20 protein-coding genes are annotated in these 23631 nt (G+C 40.1%); 11 read left to right on the top strand and 9 right to left on the bottom strand.

Features of this window, described 5'->3' with window-relative positions; all coding sequences use genetic code 11:
* The first annotated feature begins 36 nt into the window (after positions 1 to 36).
* The 3 genes from recD to AC1M9I_RS06900 all read left to right on the top strand — a co-directional run bounded on the left by recD (position 37) and on the right by AC1M9I_RS06900 (position 4205).
* A complete protein-coding gene (recD, locus tag AC1M9I_RS06910) occupies positions 37 to 1806 on the top strand; it encodes an exodeoxyribonuclease V subunit alpha (protein WP_481593262.1) in 1770 nt (589 codons plus the stop codon).
* Positions 1807 to 2413: 607 nt separating this feature from the next.
* Positions 2414 to 2701 carry a hypothetical protein gene (locus AC1M9I_RS06905; RefSeq protein WP_481593263.1) on the top strand — a complete coding sequence of 96 codons (288 nt, stop codon included), beginning with the start codon at positions 2414 to 2416 and terminating at the stop codon, positions 2699 to 2701.
* A 43-nt stretch (positions 2702 to 2744) separates the two neighbouring features.
* Positions 2745 to 4205, top strand: a complete 1461-nt coding sequence (locus AC1M9I_RS06900) for a S8 family peptidase (protein WP_481593264.1) — start codon at positions 2745 to 2747, stop codon at positions 4203 to 4205.
* A gap of 64 nt (positions 4206 to 4269) precedes the next feature.
* On the opposite strand, the gene AC1M9I_RS06895 is transcribed toward AC1M9I_RS06900, so the two are convergent.
* A complete protein-coding gene (locus AC1M9I_RS06895; protein WP_092767411.1) occupies positions 4270 to 5565 on the bottom strand; it encodes a serine hydrolase domain-containing protein in 1296 nt (431 codons plus the stop codon).
* Between the two features lie 249 nt (positions 5566 to 5814).
* On the opposite strand from AC1M9I_RS06895, the gene rpsO reads away from it, so the two are divergent.
* From rpsO to AC1M9I_RS06880, 3 genes are all read left to right on the top strand, one after another.
* Entirely contained in the window at positions 5815 to 6084 is a 270-nt protein-coding gene (gene rpsO, locus AC1M9I_RS06890; RefSeq protein WP_035264047.1) for a 30S ribosomal protein S15, read from the top strand.
* Positions 6085 to 6326: 242 nt separating this feature from the next.
* Entirely contained in the window at positions 6327 to 8414 is a 2088-nt protein-coding gene (gene pnp, locus AC1M9I_RS06885) for a polyribonucleotide nucleotidyltransferase (RefSeq protein ID WP_180028184.1), read from the top strand.
* A 106-nt stretch (positions 8415 to 8520) separates the two neighbouring features.
* Positions 8521 to 9753 (top strand): magnesium transporter CorA family protein, encoded by a 1233-nt coding sequence (locus AC1M9I_RS06880; protein ID WP_481593265.1) that lies wholly within the window; start codon positions 8521 to 8523, stop codon positions 9751 to 9753.
* Between the two features lie 82 nt (positions 9754 to 9835).
* Here the strand turns inward: AC1M9I_RS06880 and AC1M9I_RS06875 are convergent, their stop codons facing one another.
* The 6 genes from AC1M9I_RS06875 to AC1M9I_RS06850 all read right to left on the bottom strand — a co-directional run bounded on the left by AC1M9I_RS06875 (position 9836) and on the right by AC1M9I_RS06850 (position 16716).
* Positions 9836 to 10099: an HP1242/YdcH family protein gene (locus AC1M9I_RS06875; protein ID WP_035264053.1), complete on the bottom strand. Its 264-nt coding sequence runs from the start codon at positions 10097 to 10099 to the stop codon at positions 9836 to 9838.
* 76 nt (positions 10100 to 10175) lie between these two features.
* Entirely contained in the window at positions 10176 to 10502 is a 327-nt protein-coding gene (locus tag AC1M9I_RS06870; protein WP_179998835.1) for a chaperone modulator CbpM, read from the bottom strand.
* The gene (locus tag AC1M9I_RS06865; protein ID WP_481593266.1) at positions 10499 to 11422 is read right to left on the bottom strand and encodes a DnaJ C-terminal domain-containing protein; all 924 of its coding nucleotides are present in this window, start codon (positions 11420 to 11422) and stop codon (positions 10499 to 10501) included. Before AC1M9I_RS06865 ends, AC1M9I_RS06870 begins: the two co-directional genes overlap by 4 nt.
* Before the next feature lie 154 nt (positions 11423 to 11576).
* The gene (gene hslO / locus AC1M9I_RS06860) at positions 11577 to 12452 is read right to left on the bottom strand and encodes an Hsp33 family molecular chaperone HslO (RefSeq protein WP_092767221.1); all 876 of its coding nucleotides are present in this window, start codon (positions 12450 to 12452) and stop codon (positions 11577 to 11579) included.
* A 50-nt stretch (positions 12453 to 12502) separates the two neighbouring features.
* A complete protein-coding gene (locus AC1M9I_RS06855) occupies positions 12503 to 14383 on the bottom strand; it encodes a monovalent cation:proton antiporter-2 (CPA2) family protein (RefSeq protein WP_481610850.1) in 1881 nt (626 codons plus the stop codon).
* A 110-nt stretch (positions 14384 to 14493) separates the two neighbouring features.
* Positions 14494 to 16716, bottom strand: a complete 2223-nt coding sequence (locus AC1M9I_RS06850) for a primosomal protein N' (RefSeq protein WP_481610849.1) — start codon at positions 16714 to 16716, stop codon at positions 14494 to 14496.
* A 152-nt stretch (positions 16717 to 16868) separates the two neighbouring features.
* Here AC1M9I_RS06850 and gspF point away from each other — a divergent pair, with 152 nt between their 5' ends.
* The 3 genes from gspF (at position 16869) to AC1M9I_RS06835 (ending at position 19172) form a co-directional block, all read left to right on the top strand.
* Complete coding sequence (gene gspF / locus AC1M9I_RS06845) at positions 16869 to 18074, top strand: type II secretion system inner membrane protein GspF (RefSeq protein WP_481610848.1); 1206 nt, start codon at positions 16869 to 16871, stop codon at positions 18072 to 18074.
* A 58-nt stretch (positions 18075 to 18132) separates the two neighbouring features.
* Positions 18133 to 18558 (top strand): type II secretion system major pseudopilin GspG, encoded by a 426-nt coding sequence (gene gspG, locus AC1M9I_RS06840; RefSeq protein WP_228143111.1) that lies wholly within the window; start codon positions 18133 to 18135, stop codon positions 18556 to 18558.
* Between the two features lie 281 nt (positions 18559 to 18839).
* Positions 18840 to 19172, top strand: coding sequence for a hypothetical protein (locus AC1M9I_RS06835; protein ID WP_481591450.1), 333 nt, complete (start codon positions 18840 to 18842; stop codon positions 19170 to 19172).
* 63 nt (positions 19173 to 19235) lie between these two features.
* Here AC1M9I_RS06835 and lnt read toward each other — a convergent pair whose 3' ends face one another.
* Both lnt and AC1M9I_RS06825 read right to left on the bottom strand, forming a co-directional pair.
* Complete coding sequence (lnt, locus tag AC1M9I_RS06830) at positions 19236 to 20795, bottom strand: apolipoprotein N-acyltransferase (RefSeq protein WP_481610847.1); 1560 nt, start codon at positions 20793 to 20795, stop codon at positions 19236 to 19238.
* Positions 20792 to 21631 carry an HlyC/CorC family transporter gene (locus tag AC1M9I_RS06825; protein WP_035264074.1) on the bottom strand — a complete coding sequence of 280 codons (840 nt, stop codon included), beginning with the start codon at positions 21629 to 21631 and terminating at the stop codon, positions 20792 to 20794. Before AC1M9I_RS06825 ends, lnt begins: the two co-directional genes overlap by 4 nt.
* A 200-nt stretch (positions 21632 to 21831) precedes the next feature.
* On the opposite strand from AC1M9I_RS06825, the gene tusA reads away from it, so the two are divergent.
* Positions 21832 to 22089, top strand: coding sequence for a sulfurtransferase TusA (gene tusA, locus AC1M9I_RS06820; RefSeq protein WP_035264077.1), 258 nt, complete (start codon positions 21832 to 21834; stop codon positions 22087 to 22089).
* A gap of 107 nt (positions 22090 to 22196) precedes the next feature.
* The coding region (locus AC1M9I_RS06815; protein ID WP_481610846.1) for a type VI secretion system Vgr family protein at positions 22197 to 23631 on the top strand (1435 nt) is incomplete at its 3' end.

Here is a 23631-nt window from a genome sequence, read left to right as displayed (position 1 = left end):
GATGATAAATGTGTAGATAACTATGAGGATAACTGTGTGGAAATTAATCAGAATGAAAAAGTTGATGTTCCTCAATGGGTAACAACTTGGGCTGAATATATCCTAAATCAGTATCTTTCATCAGATGATTTAAATGAACAATCCATTAACACCATTGAACAAGTTCTGATGGCATCTACTATCGGCGATAGTTGTATTGATTTGAAAGGGAATGTTATCCAAGATCTGAGTAAGCTACTCGTGAGCGCAGAGCTTGCAGAGCAACAGGTCGCGCCTTTTGTTTATGATCAGAACTATTTGTATTTATATCGCTATTGGCAATTAGAGCAGCGTTTAGCTCAACAAGTTTATCGTTTAAAGCAGCAAACGATAGTGCCTGCAGATTGCACAAAATATGAAAAATTATTAACCGATCCATTTCAAAAGCAAGCTCTGGAAATGGTATCAAGGCAAGCGCTGAGTATGATTACGGGTGGTCCAGGTACAGGGAAAACGTATACTCTAGCGCGTATTATTGCTGTATTAAATGAGTCGAATCATCAGTTAAGAATCGCAATGGCTGCACCGACAGGGAAAGCTGCACAGCGAATGAAAGAAGCATTGCAAAACTCATTAAATGACGATGCAATGCTCAATATGGGTTTGGATATTGCCCACTTAAAGCAGCAAAATACGTTAACGATTCACCGTCTTCTAGGTTTAGGGCATAGCGCTCAACCTAAATACAGTCTGAAAAAGCCATTACCCTATGATGTGGTGGTGATTGATGAAGCCTCAATGCTTGATCTCAATCTCGCGACGATGCTTTTTGAAGCGATTCCAGACCAATGTCGTTTGATCTTGTTAGGGGATGCACAGCAGTTGGCCTCGGTTGATGTGGGGATGGTATTGGCAGATTTACAACAAGTAAAAGCGCTTAAAGACCATCACGTCAATTTAGTGACCAGTAGAAGATTCAAAGCAGGTGCAAAAATCGGTGATTTGGCAAGGTTCATCCAATCACATGAATGCTCACCACAAAGCTCGAAAGTTGATGTATTGGCTAAATTTGAGAAGGAGATTTGTAGAGCGTCTGAAATCCAACAGATTAATTTAGCTGAGCTTCAAGAGGATCTTGTTCAACTAGAATATTTGAATAAAGCATATTCAGATCAAGATTTAAAAGCCTATTACCTTAAATTAAGTTCGGGGTTTACGGATTACTTTAAAGCACTCAACCTTTATGTCAGAAATGGATATCAGCAGCAGGATGTGACTGAAATTATCCAAAAATTTGATGATTATAGGATCTTAGCTGCAGTGAGACATGGACATTTGGGATTGAATCGTTTGAATGATGAAATTGAGAGGGAGCTATTTCAGTATATGAGGATATCACGACACGACCTTTGGTATATTGGTCGCCCTGTCATGATGACATATAACGATTATCAACTCGGGCTTTCTAATGGTGATATTGGGATATGTCTCAGACATCGCCAGTTTGCTGATCAATTTGAAGTATATTTTCCAAGTCTTGACCAATGGTTTCCAGCATCACGTTTACCAAAGTCAATGCAAACCTGTTATGCGCTGAGCATTCATAAGTCGCAAGGTTCTGAATTTAAACACACTGCAGTTGTGTTAGATGAGTTTGCGTCACGTCTATTGAGCCAAGAATTATTGTATACCGCGATTACGAGGGCAAAAAAAGCAGTCAGTTTATTGGTGGATACTGATGCTTTATTTGAGGCAATAAATGTTAAAACAATAAGAAAAACAGGTTTGTTGAATAAATTAAACACTTTATTTATATCTAATATTTAACGATTGGTTGAAAATAGAAAACCTTTGTAGGAAATATCTTACAAGGATTCGAGAAATTGGCGCATAGAGCTTCGTACAATTTTTTGCGATGATTGCTTGCATAAAAGGTTCAACACGGAAAGTTGAGCAATATCGCATAATTACAATAATTTATAGTCGAGAGACTGCGAACTTACAATGATGTAAGTGATAAAAGAGGAAACTTACAGCCGCTAAGCCTTGTAGTTTTGGGAGAGACTACAGGGCTTTTTTATATACATATAAGATTAAATTGATTACATAATGTACGCAATTTCTTACATAAAGATCAGAAAACTGCGACTTGTGTTGCATAATGAATCTGGCAAAATAGTCGTATAAGGAAATGAAAACCTTAAGAACAAGGACCGTATTAATAATAAATGTGTGTGCAGCACTTACAATAAAAATATAAATAACAGAATCATAATTAAAATATAAGAATCTACAGCGCAAAAAAGGCCCTATGACTTGTCATAGGGCCTTTTTTAACCGTTTATCTCAATCTTAATTTTTAGGCATCTTTATACTTGTTTTGACTTAACGATTCTATTAAAGTGCGTAAAAATTATCACTTTACAAAAAAACCATGAAAAAATTCATAATTTTAATCATTTTGGTGAGTGTTGTTTTGTTTGGGTTGTATAAATGTTTTAAGCCTGCAGATCAAAATACTTCCTCAGGCACTCAGATTGATTCTCTATCTGCTTCTGAGAGTGGACAGCAAACGCCAATAGCCCTTAATGAAGATCAAGTCGAAGATTTAAACGAGTCTGAGAAGATGCCTGTTACTGATTCTCCAGATTTAGTGGATCCGAAGAGCGATTTTTCGATTAAGCCTATTGATCCAGAAACTGATCCAGCCAATCAAGTGTAATTTTTTACCCTGCGCACTAAAAACATAACAACGGAGAACAATTATGTTTAAAACTTTATCATTAAGCGCATGTTTGAGTGTTTTGATGGTCGGTACTGCAATGGCTCAAATGAGCCCTGTAGCAGCTAACGCTAAATTGAACAATCAGGCAAAACAAAAAGTGTCGAAAGGTGGTATTAATCTGTCGGCATTATTGAACAACAGTTCAAATGATCTAATCGTTGAATATCATATTGACACTAATCATTTAGAAAATAATCGCGCTCAACTTCGTGAACATCTTGCTCAAAAGAAGCAATCGATTCAATCGAACTTTAAGCGTTTAGGTGGTATTCAATTACTACGTGATTATAATGCTTTACCATTCAGTTTTCATCGCGTTCAAAAGCGTGACACGCTTGTAAGCTTATTGAATGACCCGAATGTAAAAGCTGTTTATCCAAATAATATTTCTTATACGACAGCATCTGAAAGTCTACCCTTAATTGGGCAAGTACCTGCGGCTGCGCAAGGTTATACTGGTGCAGGGACAACAATTGCTATCTTAGATACAGGTATTAATTACCGCCATTCAGACTTTGGTAATTGTACAGCACCAGGTGTACCATCATCTACTTGTAAAGTTTCGGATACTATTGAAATTGCTCGAGAAGACTATCAGTTAGATGTTAATGGGCATGGAACTAACGTTGCTGCAATTGCTTCTAAAGTTGCACCAGGTGCAAAAATTGTGATGCTCGATGTATTCACTGGCAGTACTACTAAAAATGGTGGTGGTGCATCCGATTATGACATGATTGGTGCCCTGAACTGGGTAGCGAATCGTGCTCAAAGCAAAAATATTAAATCAGTGAACTTGAGTATTGGTAATGGCAGAAGTAACTCATCTACTTGTACGTCGTCTGCACTTACACAATCTTTTGAAAACTTAAGACGCTTGGGTGTGTTACCAGTCGTTGCATCTGGCAATGATAGACATCTGAGTGGTATATCCTATCCAGCATGTACTGCGGGTGCAGTCAGTGTAGGGGCGGTTTATGATGCTAACGTAGGTTCGATTGCATTTAGCAATTGCTCTGACATTGCAACTTATAGCGACAAAGTAACGTGTTTCAGTAACTCTAGTCGTAATTTAACTTTATTGGCGCCTGGTTCACGTATTACCGCTGGCGGATATACAATGGATGGTACTTCAATGGCTGCACCTCACATTGCAGGTGCTGTTGCTGTGTTACGTGCGAATAATGCTTTCCCGAATGAATCGCTGGATCAAATTGTTGCACGTATGACGTCTACGGGAACTTTGGTTACGGATCACCGTAACTCAATTCGAACACCTCGTTTGAATTTAATTGCTGCGTTAAATGGTGCTCCATCTACTCCAGCACCACAACCCCCTGTTGTTGAGCCACCTGTAGTGACGCCAACTCCTACGCCAACACCAACTCCAGCACCACAACGTAACTGTCGTACTTTCTTATTTGTGACAATCTGCAGTGGTTAATTAATAGCTAATAGATGAAAACTTTAAAAAAAGGCATCTAAATGATGCCTTTTTTACATTGATATTAAACACGTTCAGTTTCAGATTGATCAGTTCCAAATAAAGCGCGTCTTTTTTCCTTAGGAATACTTGGGCATTGGTTGGATATTTGATATAGCACTTTTGCTAAAGCGGCTAAATGTGTGCCTAATACAGATTTCCCTGTATTTAAGAACGATACACTGATATCCCGTTGAGGGTCTGCCCAACATAAAATATTCGAGAAACCTAGATGACCAAAAGCTTGTCCAGTATTTGGGCCAAATACACCGATTGGATTACTGCCTAACATCGGACCAAGTGCATAACGCATAGGTGCTAAAAGGTTACGGTCTATTGTTGTATTGGATGTAGGGAGTGTTGCTCTGAAGACCGTTTCTGAATTGATAATTTGCTGATCTTGATAACGACCACCATTAAGTAACATTTCAAAAAAACGATTGGCTTGTTCAGCACTGGTATAAATATTTCCTGCAGGACAGACGGTATCCATAAAACGGGGATCATTGGTGACATCCACTGCCAGTTGCAGTCCTCCGCCTAATACACGATTGAGATATAGGTCAGTCCCCAAAACAGGGTGAATCCCAGTTGGATAATTTTTTGCAACTAAATGACGTAGTTCTGGTTTTAAACCATAGTTGAAGAAAGGTAAATTCATTGGTTTTTCAATATGTTCGTGCAAGTAATCACGAATATCTTGTCCTGTTACACGTTCAACCAATTCTCCTAAAATATATCCAGCAGTTACAGCATGATAAGAGAGTTGCGAGCCTACGGGTGCAATCGGTTTTGCTGCATAAAGATGCTCTAGGATCCCTTGACGATCAAATAAAAGCTCTGGAGTGACCTCAGTTTCAATTTTAGGAATACCGCCACGGTGTGATAACAAATGAAATATGGTGGCGCGTCGTTTACCGTTAACGCCAAACTCTGGAATATAGCGACTCACTGGATCAAGTAAGTTAATTTTCCCTTGTTGATCTAACAAATGCACTAACATTGCATTAACGATTTTAGAGGCAGAAAACATACAGACCGGTGTTTCTGGTGTCGCAACTTTAGAAGGGTCTGTTTGATAGTTTGGACCAAGTTCTGTGTAACCAATACTGCGATTAATTAATATCTGACCCTTGCGACGTAAACACATACTGATCATTGGATGATTGCCAGTACGATAAAGTGCTTCAACACTGTGCCAAATTTTATCAATTTGCTGTTGCGTCATTCCCCCAAGTTCTGGCGCAACTTCGTCTTTATGACGAGTGATCGTAGTTAAGTCTTTTGGTGCTATGCACGTATTTGTAGAGAGTAATTTCACGTTCATTCCATGTTTCATTGTTTTTATAACAGGCAAGTTTGCCCTGCCCAAAAACAAAAGTCAGTATCTTTAACGACATGAATTGATGATTGTTTCTGCCAGAAGTTATTGAGCGGATAATTTTGCTTTTTGAGGGGGGTTCCTTTAAAATAGCACGCTGCTGTAGTGATGCACGGCAGTCAATTCCGCTTTGAAGAGCGTCGTTGATTTGTATCAAATACTTTTAAATAAGCATCTCGGAGAAATCGAATGGCTTTAACAAACGCGGATCGCGCAGAGATCATTGCTAAATTTGCTCGCGCTGAAAACGACACTGGTTCACCAGAAGTTCAAGTAGCTCTTTTATCTGCTCAAATCAATGACTTACAAGGTCACTTCAAAGAGCACAAACACGACCACCATAGCCGTCGCGGTCTTATCCGTATGGTTAACCAACGTCGTAAGCTTCTTGACTACCTTAAAGGTAAAGATGCTACTCGTTACAGCGATTTGATTGCTGCTTTAGGTTTACGTCGTTAATTCGATTTAAACTTTATTTTCGGATTATTGCATGTTGAATGCTGTATTGCTGAAAACTAAAGGCGATCTAGTTTCGACTAGATCATGGGGAAGGGGCGAATAGTTTCGCTCCTTCTTTGTGTTTAAAAATAGTGTTTCTAGTGAGGTCGGCTTCTAAGCTTTGTCATTTAAAACCTGTGTTGTGAATGCCAAACCTTAGGGGTCTCCACTAGAATAAAATCAGGAAAAAATAGAACATGTCGATGTTTAATATTATTCGTAAAGAATTCCAATTCGGTCAGCACCAAGTTGTGCTTGAAACAGGCCGTGTGGCGCGTCAAGCAAATACTGTTGTGATTACCATGGGTGGTGTGACTGTATTGGTTGCTGTTGTTGCTCAACCAACTGCGAAAGCAGGTCAAGACTTTTTCCCACTGACTGTTAACTACCAAGAAAAACAATATGCTGCAGGTCGTATCCCAGGTGGTTATGGTAAGCGTGAAGGCCGTGCATCTGAAGCTGAAACTTTAATTTCACGTTTGATCGACCGCCCAATTCGTCCGTTGTTCCCAGAAGGTTATTACAACGAAATCCAAGTGACTGCAACAGTTGTATCATCTGACAAAACTATGGAAGCTGATATTGCTGCAATGTTAGGTACCTCTGCTGCACTCGCAATTGCAGGTACACCATTCCGTGGTCCAATTGGTGCTGCACGCGTTGGTTTAATTAACGGTGAATACGTTCTTAACCCAAGTCATGAACAACTTGCTCAATCTGATCTTGATCTTGTTGTTGCAGGTACTGAAGCTGCTGTACTTATGGTTGAATCAGAAGCTAAAGAACTCTCTGAAGACCAAATGTTGGGTGCAGTTCTTTTTGGTCACGATGAAATGCAAATTGCAATTCAAGCAATCAAAGAATTCGCAGCAGCAGCGGGTGCAACAGAGTCTACTTGGACTGCACCAACTAAAAATGAAGAACTTCAAGCAAAATTAAAAGAAGCATTTGAAGCGAAAATCTCTGAAGCATACACGATTGCGGTTAAGCAAGACCGTTATGCAGCACTTGATGCACTTCATGCTGAAGCAATTGCGCAATTCGTTCCTGAAAATGATGAAACAGGTATTGCTGACGAAGTTAACGAATTATTTGAAGACCTTAAATATCGTACAGTTCGTGACAATATCTTGTCTGGTAAACCACGTATTGATGGTCGTGATACTAAAACTGTTCGTGCAATCGACGTACAAGTTGGTGTGTTAGATCGTGCGCACGGTTCTGCATTGTTCACACGTGGTGAAACTCAAGCGTTAGTAACGACGACTTTAGGTAATACACGTGATGCGTTGATGGTAGATACCTTAGCGGGTACAAAAACTGATAACTTCATGCTTCACTACAACTTCCCTGCATACTCTGTAGGTGAAACTGGTCGTGAATCTGGTCCTAAACGTCGTGAAATTGGTCATGGTCGTTTGGCACGCCGTGGTGTTCAAGCAGTTCTTCCACCAGCTGATCGCTTCCCGTACGTGATTCGTATCGTATCTGACATCACTGAATCGAATGGTTCGTCTTCAATGGCGTCTGTGTGTGGTGCTTCTTTATCACTTATGGATGCAGGTGTTCCACTTAAAGCGCCAGTTGCAGGTATTGCAATGGGTCTAGTGAAAGAAGGTGAACGTTTCGCAGTTCTTTCAGACATTCTAGGCGACGAAGATCACCTTGGCGACATGGACTTTAAAGTAGCAGGTTCTGCAAACGGTATTACTGCACTTCAAATGGACATCAAGATCGAAGGTATTACTGAAGAGATCATGGAAGTTGCATTGAATCAAGCGTATGCAGGTCGTATGCATATCTTGAATGAGATGAATCAAGTGATTTCACGTGCTCGTCCTGAAATCTCAATGCACGCACCAACATTCCAAGTGATCAGCATCAATCCTGATAAGATCCGTGACGTGATTGGTAAAGGCGGCGCAACTATTCGTCAAATCACTGAAGAAACCAAAGCAGCGATCGATATCGAAGATAACGGTACAGTACGTGTATTTGGTGAAACTAAAGCAGCGGCAATGGCTGCAGTAGCGAAAATCCAAGCGCTTACAGCAGAAATTGAACCAGGTACAATTTACACAGGTAAAGTCATTCGTATCGTTGAATTCGGTGCGTTCGTCAATATCCTTCCTGGTACTGATGGCTTGCTTCACATTTCACAAATCTCGAACGAGCGTATTGCGAATGTGACAGACGTTCTTACTGAAGGTCAAGAAGTTAAGGTACAAGTTGCGGATGTTGATAACCGTGGTCGTATCAAACTTACAATGAAAGACATTGAACAAGCTTAATCATTTAAGCTAATTCTAAGCCTTGTGTGGTGCTTCGTTTAAACGAGTGCTACACAAGGCTTTTTTTATGGCATGATCAAAATGTTCTCATTTAAAAATAACTAAAATGCAAAAGTTTAATTATTATTATCATCAAGATGACGGGTATATTTATCTGAGTGAAGCATTATCGACTGATGTTGATGCAGAATTTATATGGTTGAGTTTTGAACGCCACGAATTGATTCAAAATACAGAGACGTGGCAACGATATATTTTTGAGAACACTGGAATTCTGTTGAACGAATTTCATCTTAAAGATATTCAAAACCTTGAGCATCCTTGCGTATTTGATGCATTAGATGATTATGATTTGTTGATCTTTAAAAAATTAATCACCCCAGATGACCACATACAAATTCAGAATGGTCATTCAGCTGAGCAACAAACTGCGGACATTGTTACAACGCCGGTAAGTTTTGTCATGACATCAAATGTTTTAATCACAGTGCATGAACGAGGTAATCGTGTATTTGAAACATATCTTGAAAGAGTACAGGCGATTCAAACACGACCTATAGAGCAACAGAATATTCCACGAAAATTAGCACAGAGCCCTGTAGATATTGCGCTTAGATTACTGAATATGATGGTGGATGGCTATTTAGGTTTACGTGTACCACTAACCAAACGTGTGGAATTTTGGCAAAAAGAACTATTACAAGGAAATCAAAAATTTAATCGATGGAATCAGCTGCTGCAAGAGATCACGGCTTTTCAACAAGTTGAAAATTTGTGTGAAGAACAGGTTGAATGCCTACAAGAATTAAGAGATGAAATTGTCGAAAATTATCATCATATTAAAGCTAAACGTAAGGCAGAGAAGCAAAATTTAATGCTCGTCCGAATGGATGATTTAATTAGCCATATTGAAAGAATACAAAAGCACAGTGTTCGGTTAAACCATGCAGTACAAGCCGCCATCGATTTGCACTTTTCAGCAGTGGCCAATCAAACCAATGAAAATATGAGAATTTTAGCAATTATCACCGCTGTATTTGCACCACTGACTCTTCTTACAGGTATTTACGGAATGAATTTTGAATTTATTCCAGGATTAAACTCACCGCATGGCTTTTGGTATATGCTCACAGCCATGTGTGTGACAACACTTTTGTTAATTTGGTATTTTTATCGTAGACAAATGGTCGGGCGCGGTGAAAAAAGTGTGATGGAATTGTTGGCTCAACAAAACCAGCAGCAACAACTCGGTTTGTTTGCATTTTTGGAGTATGAACCGATTCAAAAAACATTGAAAGGTACGCTCCGAGAAATGGGACGTTGGACTCGATTAAAATAGTCAACGTCATATAAGGCACTTATGCTTTAAGTCAGAATGATAAGTGCCAGATTCACCGTTATTTTATAATATTAAATTGAAATTACTGGGTAAGGTTCGTCTGCGCTTGTTTGAGCAAACGATACATTTCATCTTTTAATTTAAGTTTTTTTCGCTTTAGAAACTCAATATCATCATTAATTACATTAACTGGATTTAGTTCCAAATGCGTAATTTCATGATCTAGCGTTTCATGTTCCTCGAAAATTTTAGCGAAGTGAGGGTTTTCTTCTCTTAAAGGCTGAATAAGTTCACGGAACTCAGGGAAAAGGTTTTTCAGCTTTTTATTGCATTCTTTAACTTTCATTGATGGTTTAATCCTTTCATTCTAATCAATAAAAAATAAATGCATGTAACAGTACATGCATTTATGTGGGCTTGCTTTATTTGAAGTATTTCACTTGCTTGCGCAATTGTTGTACTTCATCTATCAGATCCATCATCATGGCGACGGCAGGGAGACTTGCTTCAAAATCCCGTTGCAAGCGATAAGCTCTCCGTGCTCGAGTAAGTTCTTCACCAAAAAATTGATGGATTTTTTGCTCAGAACGAGCAGGTAGAATCTCATATTCAAGTAATTGCAAAACCCATTCAGGACTTTGTCCACATGCTTGGGCAAAATGCTTTAAATCAAAAATATATTGTTCATCAATGATTTCAGCCTCTAAATATCCATTTTTGTACACTTCTCGGTACTGAATCGTTGTCATGATTCACCTCCTTCATCACGAGGGTTGAAATGTGTAAATGCTTGAGCAAATTGCTCATATGCCTGTTTTTGCTGCGGGGATTCTGCTCTTGGATAAACAATATTCAGGATTAGATAAAGGTGTCCCGGGGGGGAAGATGGAATCCCTTTTTCTTTAATACGGAGTTGTTTGCCATAAATTGTATGTTGAGGAATGCTGACTTTAATCTTTCCAGAGGGGGTTTTTAGCTCGATGTCTTGGCCTAAAGCAGCTTCCCAAGGACTAATGTTAATGTGATAGTAAATGTCTGCCTGATCGACATATATGCTGTCAGTGGTTTGATAATGGATCTGTATATAAAGATCTCCATTTTCACCCCCCGATAAACCAGCTTGTCCTTGACCTTTGAGTCGAATTTGTTGACCGTTTTTCATCCCTTTCGGGATTCTAATTTCAAGGGTTTTTCGCTGAACTTCAGGTTGTCCATATGCATTAAAAGTGGGTATACGCAATTGGATGGATTGAGTGACACCTTCAAAAGCGACTTGTAAGGGCACTTCTATACTGGCATGTTGATCTTCACCACGAATTGGCTGGGATTTATATTGGTGTGAGCGCTGTGCATAACCTCCACCAAAACCTGTTCCAAAACGCCCAAACAAATCTTCAAAGCCAGAAAATTCATGATTTGTATGGTTTTCACTATCCGAGAAAGGAGACTGACTATTCAACTGATCGAGTTGTTGATCGTACTCTTGTTTTTTTAAAGGATCACTTAATGTGTCATACGCAGTATTAATCGCCTGCATTTTTTTTTCGGCATCAGGTGCTTGACTGATATCGGGATGGTATTTCCGAGCCAGTTTTCGATATGATTTTTTTATTTCCTCAGGACTCGCATCGCGATCTAGTCCGAGTTCCTCATAATAATTATTTGCCATTAAGCAAAAATAACCGTTGATTAACTTTTAATCATTATGAGCAGACTTTCGAAGACTACAATATGTTCAGATGGTGAATAATTGTTTCAATTTCTTACAACCAAAAAAAATCAGCAAGTAAAACTTGCTGATTTTCGAAGAGAACTGTTTAGGATTAACTGAGGTGCTCGCCGAATAGACCGAGTGCTTCTTCAGCAGTAAATCTGTATTGAGTGTTACAGAATTGACAGTCCATGGTAATAGGGTTCTGTTGTTCTAAAATTTCACGCACAGATTCAGCACCCACCTGAATTAATGCTGTAGAGCAACGCTCTTTAGAACATGTACAGCCAAATTGAAGTTGTTCAGCTTCAGGTAGTCTGACTTCTTCTTCATTATATAAGCGATACAAAATTTCTTGCGCATCCAGCTCAGTAAGTTCATCTGTTTTTAAAGTTTCGGTGAGCATGGTTAGACGAGGCCAGATATCTTCATCAACCTTTTGCTGCTCTTCATCATTGTTACGCGGTAACAATTGAATCAAAAGACCCCCAGCGCGTTGAGCAGTACTAGCTAAAACGATCTTGGTTGGGATTTGGGCTGATAAATCATAATACTGCATGAGGCATTTAGCTAAATTCGGCTGATCTAAAGGCACGATACCCTGATAGCGTTCGCCAAATTCAGGTTCAATATTAATAAATAAAACTGGACTGACCAAAGTTTTCAGAACGATGCTGCTGTCTGATGCTTCTTCAAAACGTGGATCAGCTTCATATTCAGCTAATCCGCGTACTTCACCGAGGTGATTACATTCAGCCATAGCCCATTTTAAGGTGCCAGAAGCTTGAATTTGGAGGCTAATACGTCCCTTAATTTTAAGTGTGCTGGCCAACAATGCAGTCGCACTGAGCATTTCGCCCAATAAAATTTGAATCGCAGGTGCATAGGCGCGTTGCGCTAAAATTGTTTTAAGCGCATCTTCAAGATGTACGACTTCACCACGAACAGGGCTGTTATCAATAAAAAAACGTTGACGTAAATCAGACATAAAATTCTCCAAATCCCTGTCTAGATGGTGACGATATTGTAAATCACAAGTTAAAATTCTTCATCTCGACAAACATTAATTTGGTTTTGCGAGTGCTTAGCGCGTCGTTCTATAGAACTTACTTCAGAATCAATGGTTTCATCTAAACTTTCTGAAAGTGGTTGATGTTGTTGAGCATCATTTTCAAAAATTTGTTCGAGTTCCGCTAAGAAATTTCGATAGCTTTCAAAGACTTTTTGATCATCCGTATAGATGCGTTGTTGCTCAGCTAATAGACGCTCATCATAGTCTCTAAATATTTCAATACTATGTTGAGCATGTTCTTGACTTAAACCTAACGCGGTTAAGGTACGAAATGCCATACCGAGTGAAGATAGAAAAGTTTCACGCCAAATATGCTCAATGCCTAAGTCTTTAAGTAAATGCATATGATGTCGATCACGGGCACGGACGATGAGTTTGAGCATTGGATAATTCAAACGTAAATGGCGAGCAATATTCATCGACATTTCCACATCGTCTACAGCAAGTACAAATGCCTTAGCATGCTCGATGCCTGCAGATCTCAATAAATCAGGGGAGGAGGCGTCTCCATAATAAATTTTACCACCGTACTTTCTCACAAAATCAATTTTTTCTAAATTATTATCAATGGCTGTAAAGCTGACATGATTGAGATAAGCAACGCGCGCCACTATTTGTCCGACGCGTCCAAAACCTGCAATGATTAATGTTGAATGAGTGTCTGGTAATGGGACATCTTCAGCGCTATCAGTCTTTCGATCAAGATATGGAATGAGCCATCGTTGTGCAAGCCAGAAAATGACAGGGGTGAGTGCCATCGAACTTGCAATGATCAGAATCGTAGGGGATAACACTGCTTGAGTAATTAAACCTTCGGTATTCGCAACAGCTAAGATCACATAAGCAAATTCTCCTCCTTGAGCAAGACAAATGGCAATCAATACACTGGTTTTCCATTGAAATTTAAAATATCGTGCGATTGCAACCATGCTTAATATTTTTATGATGATCAGCACGAATGCCCCACCAAAAATGAATAGCGGCTGATCTACGAGGAGATCAATCGGTGTCATCATGCCTACGCTCATAAAGAATAAACCGAGTAATAAACCTTTGAAGGGTTGAATGCTCGATTCCAGTTCATGGCGAAACTCAGAATCCGCGAGTAACACACCTGTCAGAAAAGCACCGAGCGTGGTGCTTAATCCGAGCATATCCATAAACATAACGACAGCTAAAACAATGAAGAGTCCAGCAGCCGTAATGAGTTCAGTTGCACCGCTCTGTACAATGAATCTAAAAAATGGTCGCATTACATAGCGACTAAATAAAAATAAGCCAGTAAACGTTGCAACAACAGCGGCAAAATAAGCAATACCATGATGTGTAGACTGATTTCCCGCGAGTAGGGGAATCAGGGCGAGTAAAGGAATAGCGGCAATATCTTGAAACAGTAAAATAGAGAAAGATTGCTGACCATGCGCGGTATTCAGCTGCTGCTTTTCTGCAAGTAATTGCATGACAAATGCTGTAGATGATAAAGCAAGGGCAAGACCAATTACGACACTAGCGGCAAGATGCTGTTGGAAGAACAGCCAAATGGTTGCGACAAGAATTATACCTGTGATCAAGACTTGAGCACTTCCAATCACAAATATAGAGTGACGCATATTCCACAAGCGCTGAGGGCGTAATTCTAGGCCGATTAAGAACATCAAAAAAATCACGCCGTACTCAGCTAATTTCATCAATGTTTCGGCATCATTGGTCACATTCAATGCACTTGGACCAAGTAATATTCCTGTAAACAAATAACCTAAGACTGTCGCAATACCAATTTTTTTTCCGAGCGGAACAAAAATTAATGCGGCAGCTAGAAAAATTGTGATTTGTAACAACAATGGCATTGGCCTTCCCTAAAGTGGAATGTTGGACTGATGAAATTGTAATCGTGTCTGCTTTAGCTGTGTAAATTTAATTCAGGTCTTCGACTTTGATAATTTAACTCTATTCATGATTAGCTTAGCTCTTGAGGATCTATATCAATACTGAGCTTCATCGTTGAAGGTTTTTGTTGAAGCACGAATGGCCACCATTCTCGTATATAGAAATGCATTTTTGCACGATCTGATGACAATAAAACCACATGTGCCTGATAACGCCCAGCCTTTCGCTCCATTGGCGCAGGAATTGGACCCCAAATCTCAATCAGCTCACCAGTATGTTGTTGGAGCGATTGTGTCATATTGGTTAAAAAATTGAGATTTTCTTCCTGACTACGCGATTCACAACGTATTAATGCTGCATAGCGCATTGGAGGGAGTAAAGCAGCTTGACGATCATGAAGTGTTTCACGAGCAAAAGCACGATAGTCTTTATTAATGAGCGTGTTGAGTAGAGGGTGATCAGGTCGTAAAGTTTGTAGATAAACCTCACCTTTTTTTTCACCTCGTCCTGCACGACCTGCAACTTGAACAATCAATTGGGCTGTTCGTTCCGTTGCTCTGAAATCAACACTGAGTAGGCCACTATCAATATCTAAGATTGCAACTAAGGTTACATACGGAAAGTGATGACCTTTGGCTAACATTTGCGTACCAAGTAAAATCATCGGTTTACTTTGATGAATTTGCTCGTAAATTTTTTGCCAACTCCCGACACGGCTCGTGGAATCACGATCTACTCTGACCACAGGAAAGTCTGGAAATAAAAGTTGTAAATTCTCTTCAACTTTTGCCGTGCCCATTCCAATAGGCTTCAAGGTGAGTTGCTGACAAGAGGGGCATTGATCAGGCAGTCGATTAATTGTCCCACAGTGATGGCAATGCAGGTGCTCATATGGTTTTTTATGAAGCGTAAAATGTGCATCACAATGGGGACAATTGGCTTGCCATCCACAGCTTTCGCAGATCAGGACAGGTGCATAACCACGTCTGTTTAAAAAGATCAGTACCTGTTCTTCTTGATTGAGTCTTTTTTGAATTTCTTTAATGAGTTGTTCGCTTATACCATGCTGTTTTTGAGCAATCTTTAGATCAATTAAATGAATTTTAGGTAAGCTTGCACCTGCGGCACGTTCATCGAGTTTCAGAATCGTTAATTTTTTTTGCTCCACCAAATGATATGAGTCAATACTTGGTGTTGCTGAGCCAAGGACAATGGGGCATTGCTCTAAATAAGCGCGATAGAGAGCAACATCACGTGCATGGTAGCGAAAACCTTCTTGTTGTTTGAATGACAGGTCATGCTCCTCATCTAAGATAATGAGCCCTAAATTTGGCATGGGGGTGTAAATCGCAGAGCGTGTACCAAGAATAATGGAGGCCTTCCCTGTTTGAGCATATTGCCAAGCTTGGAGGCGCTTTGTGTCATTCAGTCCGGAATGCAACAAGACAATATTGCAGTGAAAGCGAGATTGAAACCGGCTGATAGTTTGAGGGGTTAAGCCAATTTCTGGTACCAGTACCAATACTTGCTGACCTTTTTGTAAAACCTCTTGCATGACTTGCAAATAAACTTCAGTTTTGCCGCTACCAGTTAAACCATCGAGTAAAAATGCTTGATAGCGATTTTGTGCTTTTAAAATGGATTGAATTGCTTTTTTTTGATCATCATTTGCAGTCAATGGCATTTGAGCCAGCTGTACAGGTTCAGGACTAAAGTCCTGCTGAATCAATTTACATTCGACGATTTCTTTCTTTTCAAGCGCTTTTAATGTTGCTGTTTCCACACCACTCAAATTCAGTATCGTCTCGGCAGTCCCTTGAGGGTGTAGCTTTAAAATTTTATAAGCCTCTTGTTGTTTTAAAGATCGAGCCACTTTCTTTTCAGCGTCTAAATTTAAAACTTTCCAAGAGTGAGCTAATAAATTATAGGGTTTACCCTGCCTTAAAAATGTCGGCAAAGTGGTATGCATGACTTCCCCAATGGGGAATTGATAATATTGAGCAGACCACTGCGCGAGCTGAATGATCGTATCATTGAGTATGGGTTGCAGATCCAAGATTTCAGTGATGGGTTTCAGTTTGATTTTCGGATCTAATGGCGTTTCCGGTGCGATCTTTTCGAGTACGATTCCGACTAAGTTTTGACGACCAAACGAAACAAGAACACGGCAACCTATGTGTATAGTTTGGTATTGTTCTGCAGAAACTTCATAATCAAAACAATCATATAGATAAACTGGCACCGCGATGCGCACTCGATAAACAATTTGGCTTAATTCTGAAATATTTGTCATATATAGTCGTCAATCAATATGGTGAAAACTTATCGTGGATAACCAATGCTTATGATAGAGTGTTCAAGTTGTTGCAAGTGATCAATATGAATGAAGAGAACGGTCTAAGGCAACTCTTAAGACATCATAATTAGGAAAATTAGAGCATTATCATGCCCGCATATCAATATACTGCCATCGATGCTTCAGGAAAGCAGCAAAAGGGTGTGCTAGAAGGTGATTCAGCCCGACAGATTCGACAACAGCTTCGGGATAAACAATGGATTCCAGTACAAGTTGATGCTGTAGAACAAAAAGACAAGCATCGAACTGGTGGTTTTTTTCAAAAAAAATTTACAGCTTATGACTTAGCTTTGATGACTCGCCAATTATCCGTATTAGTTGCAGCGGGGATCCCACTTGAGGAAGCATTAAGAGCAGTTGCCAAACAAAGCGAAAAAGCTCACGTGCAAAATTTGATGTTATCTGTAAGATCAAAGGTTTTAGAAGGTCACTCCTTGGCTCAAGGGATGCAACAATCTGGCAGATTCCCTGAACTTTATATTGCAACGATTGCTGCTGGTGAGCGATCAGGACACTTAGATCTTATTCTCGATCAATTGGCTGATTACACTGAAAATCGCTTTGCGATGCAAAAGAAGATTCAAGGTGCAATGATTTATCCTATTATTTTGATGTTGATGTCTTTCGGTATCGTAATGGGACTCATGACCTATGTAGTACCAGACATCATTAAAACTTTTGACCAAAGTAAAGATGCGCTACCTTGGATTACGGTTGCTTTAATGAAAGCCAGTGATTTTATACGTCAAGCTTGGCCATTTGTATTGGTTGCATCGGCGTTGGGATTCTTTCTATTGGTGCGTTTTTTAAGGACTGCCGCAGGGCATTATGCTTTTGATCGTCTCACGTTGAAGTTGCCATTATTTGGAAAACTATCACGAGGTATTAATGCCGCCCGCTTTTCAAGTACCTTATCTATCTTAACGCAATCTGGTGTTCCTTTGGTCGACGCGTTGAAAATTGGTGCAGCAGTAAGTAGCAATTGGGTTATTCGAGATGCAGTCAATGTCGCGGCTGAAAAGGTCACAGAGGGTGGAAATTTGGCGACGCAACTTGAACGCTGTGGTTATTTTCCACCGATGATGGTGCAAATGATCAAAAGTGGTGAAGCCTCGGGTGAGTTGGATCGAATGTTAGAAAGAGCTTCGACGATGCAAGATCGAGAAGTTACCACATTAATTTCGACATTATTGGCGTTGTTGGAGCCACTAATGTTGGTGTTAATGGCTGCGATTGTATTGGTGATCGTGATTGCTGTCATGTTGCCAATCGTCAACATGAACAATATGATTTAAACAGATTCAATAAATTCTAATAATGAATGAAATAGCGAGTGAAAATATGCGAAACAAGATGAAAATGCGAAAACAATCTGGTTTTACCCTGATCGAAGTGATGGTAGTGATTGTGATTTTAGGTGTGCTTGCAGCACTGATTGTGCCTAATGTCATGGGGCGTGGTGAGAAAGCGAAGGTTGATACCACAATCATTACGCTGAAAGGTGTTGCAGGTGCATTAGATCAATACAAATTAGACAATAACCAATATCCATCGATGCAAGATGGGGGCTTGGATGCCTTGGTCAATCAACCAGCTTCAGCAAAAAATTGGTTACCTGGTGGTTATGTGAAGGGTGGTTATCCTAAAGATAGTTGGGATAATGATTTACAATATGTGATTCCCGGTTCGGAAGGTCGTGCATATGATCTTTATTCATTCGGCGCAGATGGAAAGCAGGGTGGTGAAGGAAATGATGCTGATATCTTTTACACACCATAAATAAAAATCATTATTAAAAACCATTCATGGTATTAATCACTTCACTTAATCGAATTAATAAATATTGAGTGAAGTGATAATCTTTATTATTTAGAAATATTAACCCAAATAATTGATAATTATAATGTTTACAAATAAAGGGTTTTTGAGATTTATAATAAGAATTATTCCCATATTTAATGGTTACAAGAAACAGAAAATATGAAGAAAATTAGGCTTTTTATTTTAATTTTTCCCTGCATAATGGAGCCAACAGCTTAGCTTGATAATAAGGGGGAATGATGAAAGCATTAATATTGTCAGATGAAATCAATTTATTTCATTGGACTGTGCTCAAGTCTGCACTGCTTATTTTGAGCTTATTGCCTATCAGTCATCTATTTATTGATCTTTGGTCAAATGCGGATGCAAGCAGTCAAATCATGATCGGATTTATGGCGATTAGTGTATTTAGTGCGATTACGATTTTAAGTTTTTATAGTGCACTTAAAGCATCTGTTTTGACGCTGTCTGATGTATCTTCAACATTTGAAGCGCTGCTCATTAAAATTTATCGATCTATTCCGATGTTGAGTTTGATGGCAATGCTGTCTTACCTCACAACACAAATTTAAAAAAACCGAGCATATTTGCTCGGTTTTTTTGATATAGAACGTATATTTGATTTGAACCAAGTGTTATCGACGAGATTTAAAACTGACATCGACAACACGTGGTCTAAAGAACCAACCCATCACCAATAAAATCAATGACAATCCCAATATTGGCCAATCACTGAATCTCGTATACCAAGTTTGCCCTTCCATTGCAGGTAGATCACCACGAAGAACCGCTTTTTGATCAATTGGGGCTTGGCTGACGATTTCCCCTTTGTGGTTGATAAAAGCAGTTACACCTGTATTGGTTGCACGAATAAACCAGCGTCCATTTTCTTTTGCTCGCATTTGTACCATTTGTAAATGTTGCCACGGACCAGCCGTACCCGTAAACCACGCATCATTTGAAACGGTGACGAGGAAATCACTATTTAGTGCATTGCGTCGGGTTAGGTTCGGATAGGCAACCTCATAACAAATCGCAGCAGCTAATTTGTGGTTGTGAATTGAAAAAGGAGCTTGATCCTGCGGACCACGTGAAAAACCGCTCATTGAAGGATCATTTTGAAGCGCAGGTAACACCCAACTTAACAGGCCAGACAGCGGAATATATTCACCAAAAGGAACGAGACGCTGTTTTTTATATAAGCCTGTAGCTTCATCACCAGATGCTATCATGGAGTTGTAATAACGCGGATAACCCAATGCCTTAGATTCATTTAAATCCCAATAAGGAATGCCTGTTACCCAAGCTGTGTTGGTACTTTTGGCTTGCTGATCCATTGCATCTAAAAATGGTTCAATATCTGATTGAAACATTGGGATAGATGATTCAGGCCAAACCACCAAGTCACGTCCCCATTCTGATCGTGTTAATTGTGCATAGATTTCAAGTGTCTTTACTTGATACTCAGTTAACCACTTTAAATCTTGAGGAATATTACCTTGGATTAAAGAAACGCTCAGCGGTGCTGATTTTTTTTCTTCTACAAAAGTTAAATAGGATGCGCCCCATGCACCTAGCAATACAATTGAAACTGGAATAGCCCAAAAGTAGCGTTTTCGTAGGAGTTCAACAAGTGCAGATGCAATGAGAATGACCACGAAAGAAACTGCAAATACACCAAATAAAGGTGCATAGCTATCTAAGAAACGCTCGGTAAAAGCATAACCTGCAAATAACCAAGGGAAACCAGTAAATACCCAAGTTTTTGCCCATTCAAAGAATACCCATAAAGGGGCAAAAGTAAGTGGTGTTTCTGGAAAGAATCGACGATATATCCAAGTTTGTATTGCTGTAAATAGCCCCATCACCAAGGCCATAATCGCAATCATGATGACACTTAAAAACGCAGATGTATCACCATACACATGGATAGAAGTGTATAACCAGAATGCACCAACAAACCATAAACCAAAACCGTAAGTCCAACCGATGAGGAATGCTTGTTTAGGATTTCGCTTACTGAGTGTGGCATATAGCAATGCTGGCGATAATATTGCCAGCCACCACCAATAAAAAGGTGCAAGTGCGAGACTAAAAGTCGCACCTGCTGTTAAAGCAATAAGGAGTGGATAAATGAAAGGTAATGATTTTTGTTTTTCTGAAGGACTCAATAATTTTTGAAAATAGGCTCTCATTTACGCACAGCTCGAATCAGATGGATAGTACGGACATCTGCTTCCACAATGGTAAATTCCCAATCTCCCAATTCAATCACTTGGCCTTGAAGATCGCTGACTAAACCAATTTCTTGCAGTAATAGTCCACCCACAGTTTCCACTTCATCATCGGAAAATTCAGCATTTAAAACATTGTTAAAATGTTCAATTGGTGTAAGTGCTTGAACTAACCACGTGTTACTACTGTCGCTGGTTTGATCTGGAACGATGAAATTGGCTTCTTCATCGACATTGTCATGTTCATCTTCAATTTCACCCACAATTTCTTCAAGAATATCCTCAAGTGTCACTAAACCCGAAGTAGAACCGTACTCATCAATCACAATCGCAATATGTGTTTGAGTGTTTTTTAGCATTCGGAGCACTTGATCAGAACGCGCGCTTTCAGGCACAAAGATCGGTTGGCGCATCAGCGAATGTACATTTACTTTCGAATCACGATCTTTTAAGAAAGGTAAGAGGTCCTTTGCCAAAAGGATACCAATGACGTTATCAGGTTGATCTGTTGAAAATACAGGGAAACGTGAGTGCGCTGACTCGATGAGAACATCAAGAATATCCAATAACTCATCATCTTCTTGTAAGCTGACCATTGAAGTTCGTGGCGTCATGACTTCACGAATTTTAGTCGCTGGAAGGTCAAAGATTCCCTCGAGCATCGCTACTGTATCTGGTTCGAGTAGTCGACGTGAATCTTGTACAATTTTTAACAGTTCATCTCGGGTTTCTGGGGCTGTGCCTAACCATTTGCGTAAGCCACGCATACCCCACGATGTACCTGATTCCTCTTGCATGATCTTTCCTAAAGACTCTTCAATTGAAAAAATAAGTTTTAATCATACCGAAGAAAATACGCTTGTCTATTGGTAAAATTTTGATTCCTAATGATCTATTTGATCATAGACCACTGTATTTGGAGTCTTTTTCTGAATTTGGGAGTGAAAAGATTGAATTATGATAAAATAATCGCCCAATCTTTTAAGGGCGATATTGAATGTCTGATTCTCAAGTTCAACCTCAAATCCAGTTGAATACACGTGGTTTACGTTGTCCAGAACCGGTGATGATGTTACATCAAGCCATTCGTAAATCTAAGTCTGGTGATGTGGTGGAAGTATTTGCAACAGATAATTCAACTTCTTGGGATATTCCTAAATTCTGTATGCATCTTGGTCATGAATTGCTGTTGCAAGAAGAACGTTTAGATGACAATGGGAACAAAGAATTTCATTATTTGGTAAAAAAAGGTTAGCCCGTCGTGAATTAACGGTTGAAACAATTCATATCGTTTAAAATTGATTTTTTCGTGTACAATTTGGGTTAAGAATATCTAAATAATAATGATTAACTCATTTTGACATGAAGAATTTCATCAATAATATTCAGCGTACGATTGAACAGCTCGGTCTAACTGCCCAAAACAGAGCCCTCCACATCCAATTCAGTCATTCACAACTGAATAGCCAAGTCTTCCTACAACGCATTGATGGCAGCCATGTCCTTAACGAAGGCGTGCAAGCAGAACTCATCTGTCTCTCGACCAATGCCTTAATTCCACTCAAACAATTCATCGGCACACAAGTGGCCGTCGATCAAGTCACCGATCAAGGAACCCTGTTTAGAACCACTGGCATCATTACCGAAGCCTCACAAGGACAAAGCGATGGGGCACTGACCCTCTACAAACTCACGCTCAACGATGCAACAAACTTGTGGCACAAACGCCGCAACAGCCGCGTATTTATGAATAAATCCGTGGTCGAAGTGGTGGAAATCCTCTTTGAAGAATGGCAAAACAAAAGCCCACTCTTTGCCTCGAGCCTCAGCCTAGACCACAGTGGACTACAACAACAATACGACATCCGACCCTTCATCATGCAAAGCAACGAAAGCGACTACGACTTTCTGACTCGCTTACTCCGCAGTGAAGGCATTAACTGGCTCATTGATGAAGCCCAACCGATTGTACCGAGCAACAACAGCCCGATCGAAGCACAAAAGCTCCGCCTGATTGACGACAACAGCCAATACCAAGCCCTTAACCGACGCAACATTCGCTACCACCGCAGTGATGCGACAGAACAATTTGATAGCATCACCAGTTTTATTGGACAACGCAGCCTACAACCCACCGCAGTCCACCTACAACGCTGGCAAGCCACAGCCCTCGAACAAGAAGAAGGCGCAGGCTCAGTCCAAAGCAAACACCAACACAGTGACCACCAAGACAATGCCAGCCTAGGCCTCGAACAAGCATGGCACATCAGCCCTGCATGGATCCAAGACCTCAAAGGCGAAGACCAAGCCACCGCCTCAGGCAACAGCCAAGTCGAAAAACTCAACCAACACCTCAGCGACTACTACGCTGGACAAAGCAAACAATTCATCGCCAAAGCCAGCGTCAGAGACAGCCAAGTCGGCTACTGGTTCAAACTCGATGGACACCCAGAAATCGAACAACACAGCGGAGCTGACCAAGAATTCCTCATTGTAGGCAAACGCTACTACAACCAAAACAACCTACCCAAAGACTTAGACCAACAGGTCCAACAACTGCTACAACGCAGCCAATGGACGCCAAAACACAAGACAGACACCAACCAAGCAACCCACACGGACCAAGAACGCCAAGCCAGCGAACTCATCCTACAACGACGCAACATCAAAACCGTACCCGAATACAACCCACTACAACATCGACCTAGCACCCATCCGCAACGCGCCAAAGTGGTGGGACCTGCAGGAGAAGAAATCCATGTCGATGAATGGGGACGCATCAAAGTACGCTTCCTAT

It is taken from the genome of Acinetobacter sp. ANC_7553 (genome assembly GCF_056779895.1).
Note: the sequence above shows the minus strand (reverse complement) of the source record. Positions and strands in the feature narration are given on the sequence as shown.

Excerpts from the sequence above, each read along its gene's own strand:
- AC1M9I_RS06825 (WP_035264074.1), bottom strand. The coding sequence starts at position 21,631 with ATGCAAGAGGAATCAGGTACATCGTGGGGTATGCGTGGCTTACGCAAA.
- lnt (WP_481610847.1), bottom strand. The coding sequence starts at position 20,795 with ATGAGAGCCTATTTTCAAAAATTATTGAGTCCTTCAGAAAAACAAAAA.
- AC1M9I_RS06905 (WP_481593263.1), top strand. The coding sequence starts at position 2,414 with ATGAAAAAATTCATAATTTTAATCATTTTGGTGAGTGTTGTTTTGTTT.
- tusA (WP_035264077.1), top strand. The coding sequence starts at position 21,832 with ATGTCTGATTCTCAAGTTCAACCTCAAATCCAGTTGAATACACGTGGT.
- gspG (WP_228143111.1), top strand. The coding sequence starts at position 18,133 with ATGAAAATGCGAAAACAATCTGGTTTTACCCTGATCGAAGTGATGGTA.
- AC1M9I_RS06900 (WP_481593264.1), top strand. The coding sequence starts at position 2,745 with ATGTTTAAAACTTTATCATTAAGCGCATGTTTGAGTGTTTTGATGGTC.
- rpsO (WP_035264047.1), top strand. The coding sequence starts at position 5,815 with ATGGCTTTAACAAACGCGGATCGCGCAGAGATCATTGCTAAATTTGCT.
- AC1M9I_RS06870 (WP_179998835.1), bottom strand. The coding sequence starts at position 10,502 with ATGACAACGATTCAGTACCGAGAAGTGTACAAAAATGGATATTTAGAG.
- hslO (WP_092767221.1), bottom strand. The coding sequence starts at position 12,452 with ATGTCTGATTTACGTCAACGTTTTTTTATTGATAACAGCCCTGTTCGT.
- AC1M9I_RS06880 (WP_481593265.1), top strand. The coding sequence starts at position 8,521 with ATGCAAAAGTTTAATTATTATTATCATCAAGATGACGGGTATATTTAT.
- AC1M9I_RS06850 (WP_481610849.1), bottom strand. The coding sequence starts at position 16,716 with ATGACAAATATTTCAGAATTAAGCCAAATTGTTTATCGAGTGCGCATC.
- pnp (WP_180028184.1), top strand. The coding sequence starts at position 6,327 with ATGTTTAATATTATTCGTAAAGAATTCCAATTCGGTCAGCACCAAGTT.
- AC1M9I_RS06875 (WP_035264053.1), bottom strand. The coding sequence starts at position 10,099 with ATGAAAGTTAAAGAATGCAATAAAAAGCTGAAAAACCTTTTCCCTGAG.
- gspF (WP_481610848.1), top strand. The coding sequence starts at position 16,869 with ATGCCCGCATATCAATATACTGCCATCGATGCTTCAGGAAAGCAGCAA.
- AC1M9I_RS06865 (WP_481593266.1), bottom strand. The coding sequence starts at position 11,422 with ATGGCAAATAATTATTATGAGGAACTCGGACTAGATCGCGATGCGAGT.
- AC1M9I_RS06835 (WP_481591450.1), top strand. The coding sequence starts at position 18,840 with ATGAAAGCATTAATATTGTCAGATGAAATCAATTTATTTCATTGGACT.
- AC1M9I_RS06855 (WP_481610850.1), bottom strand. The coding sequence starts at position 14,383 with ATGCCATTGTTGTTACAAATCACAATTTTTCTAGCTGCCGCATTAATT.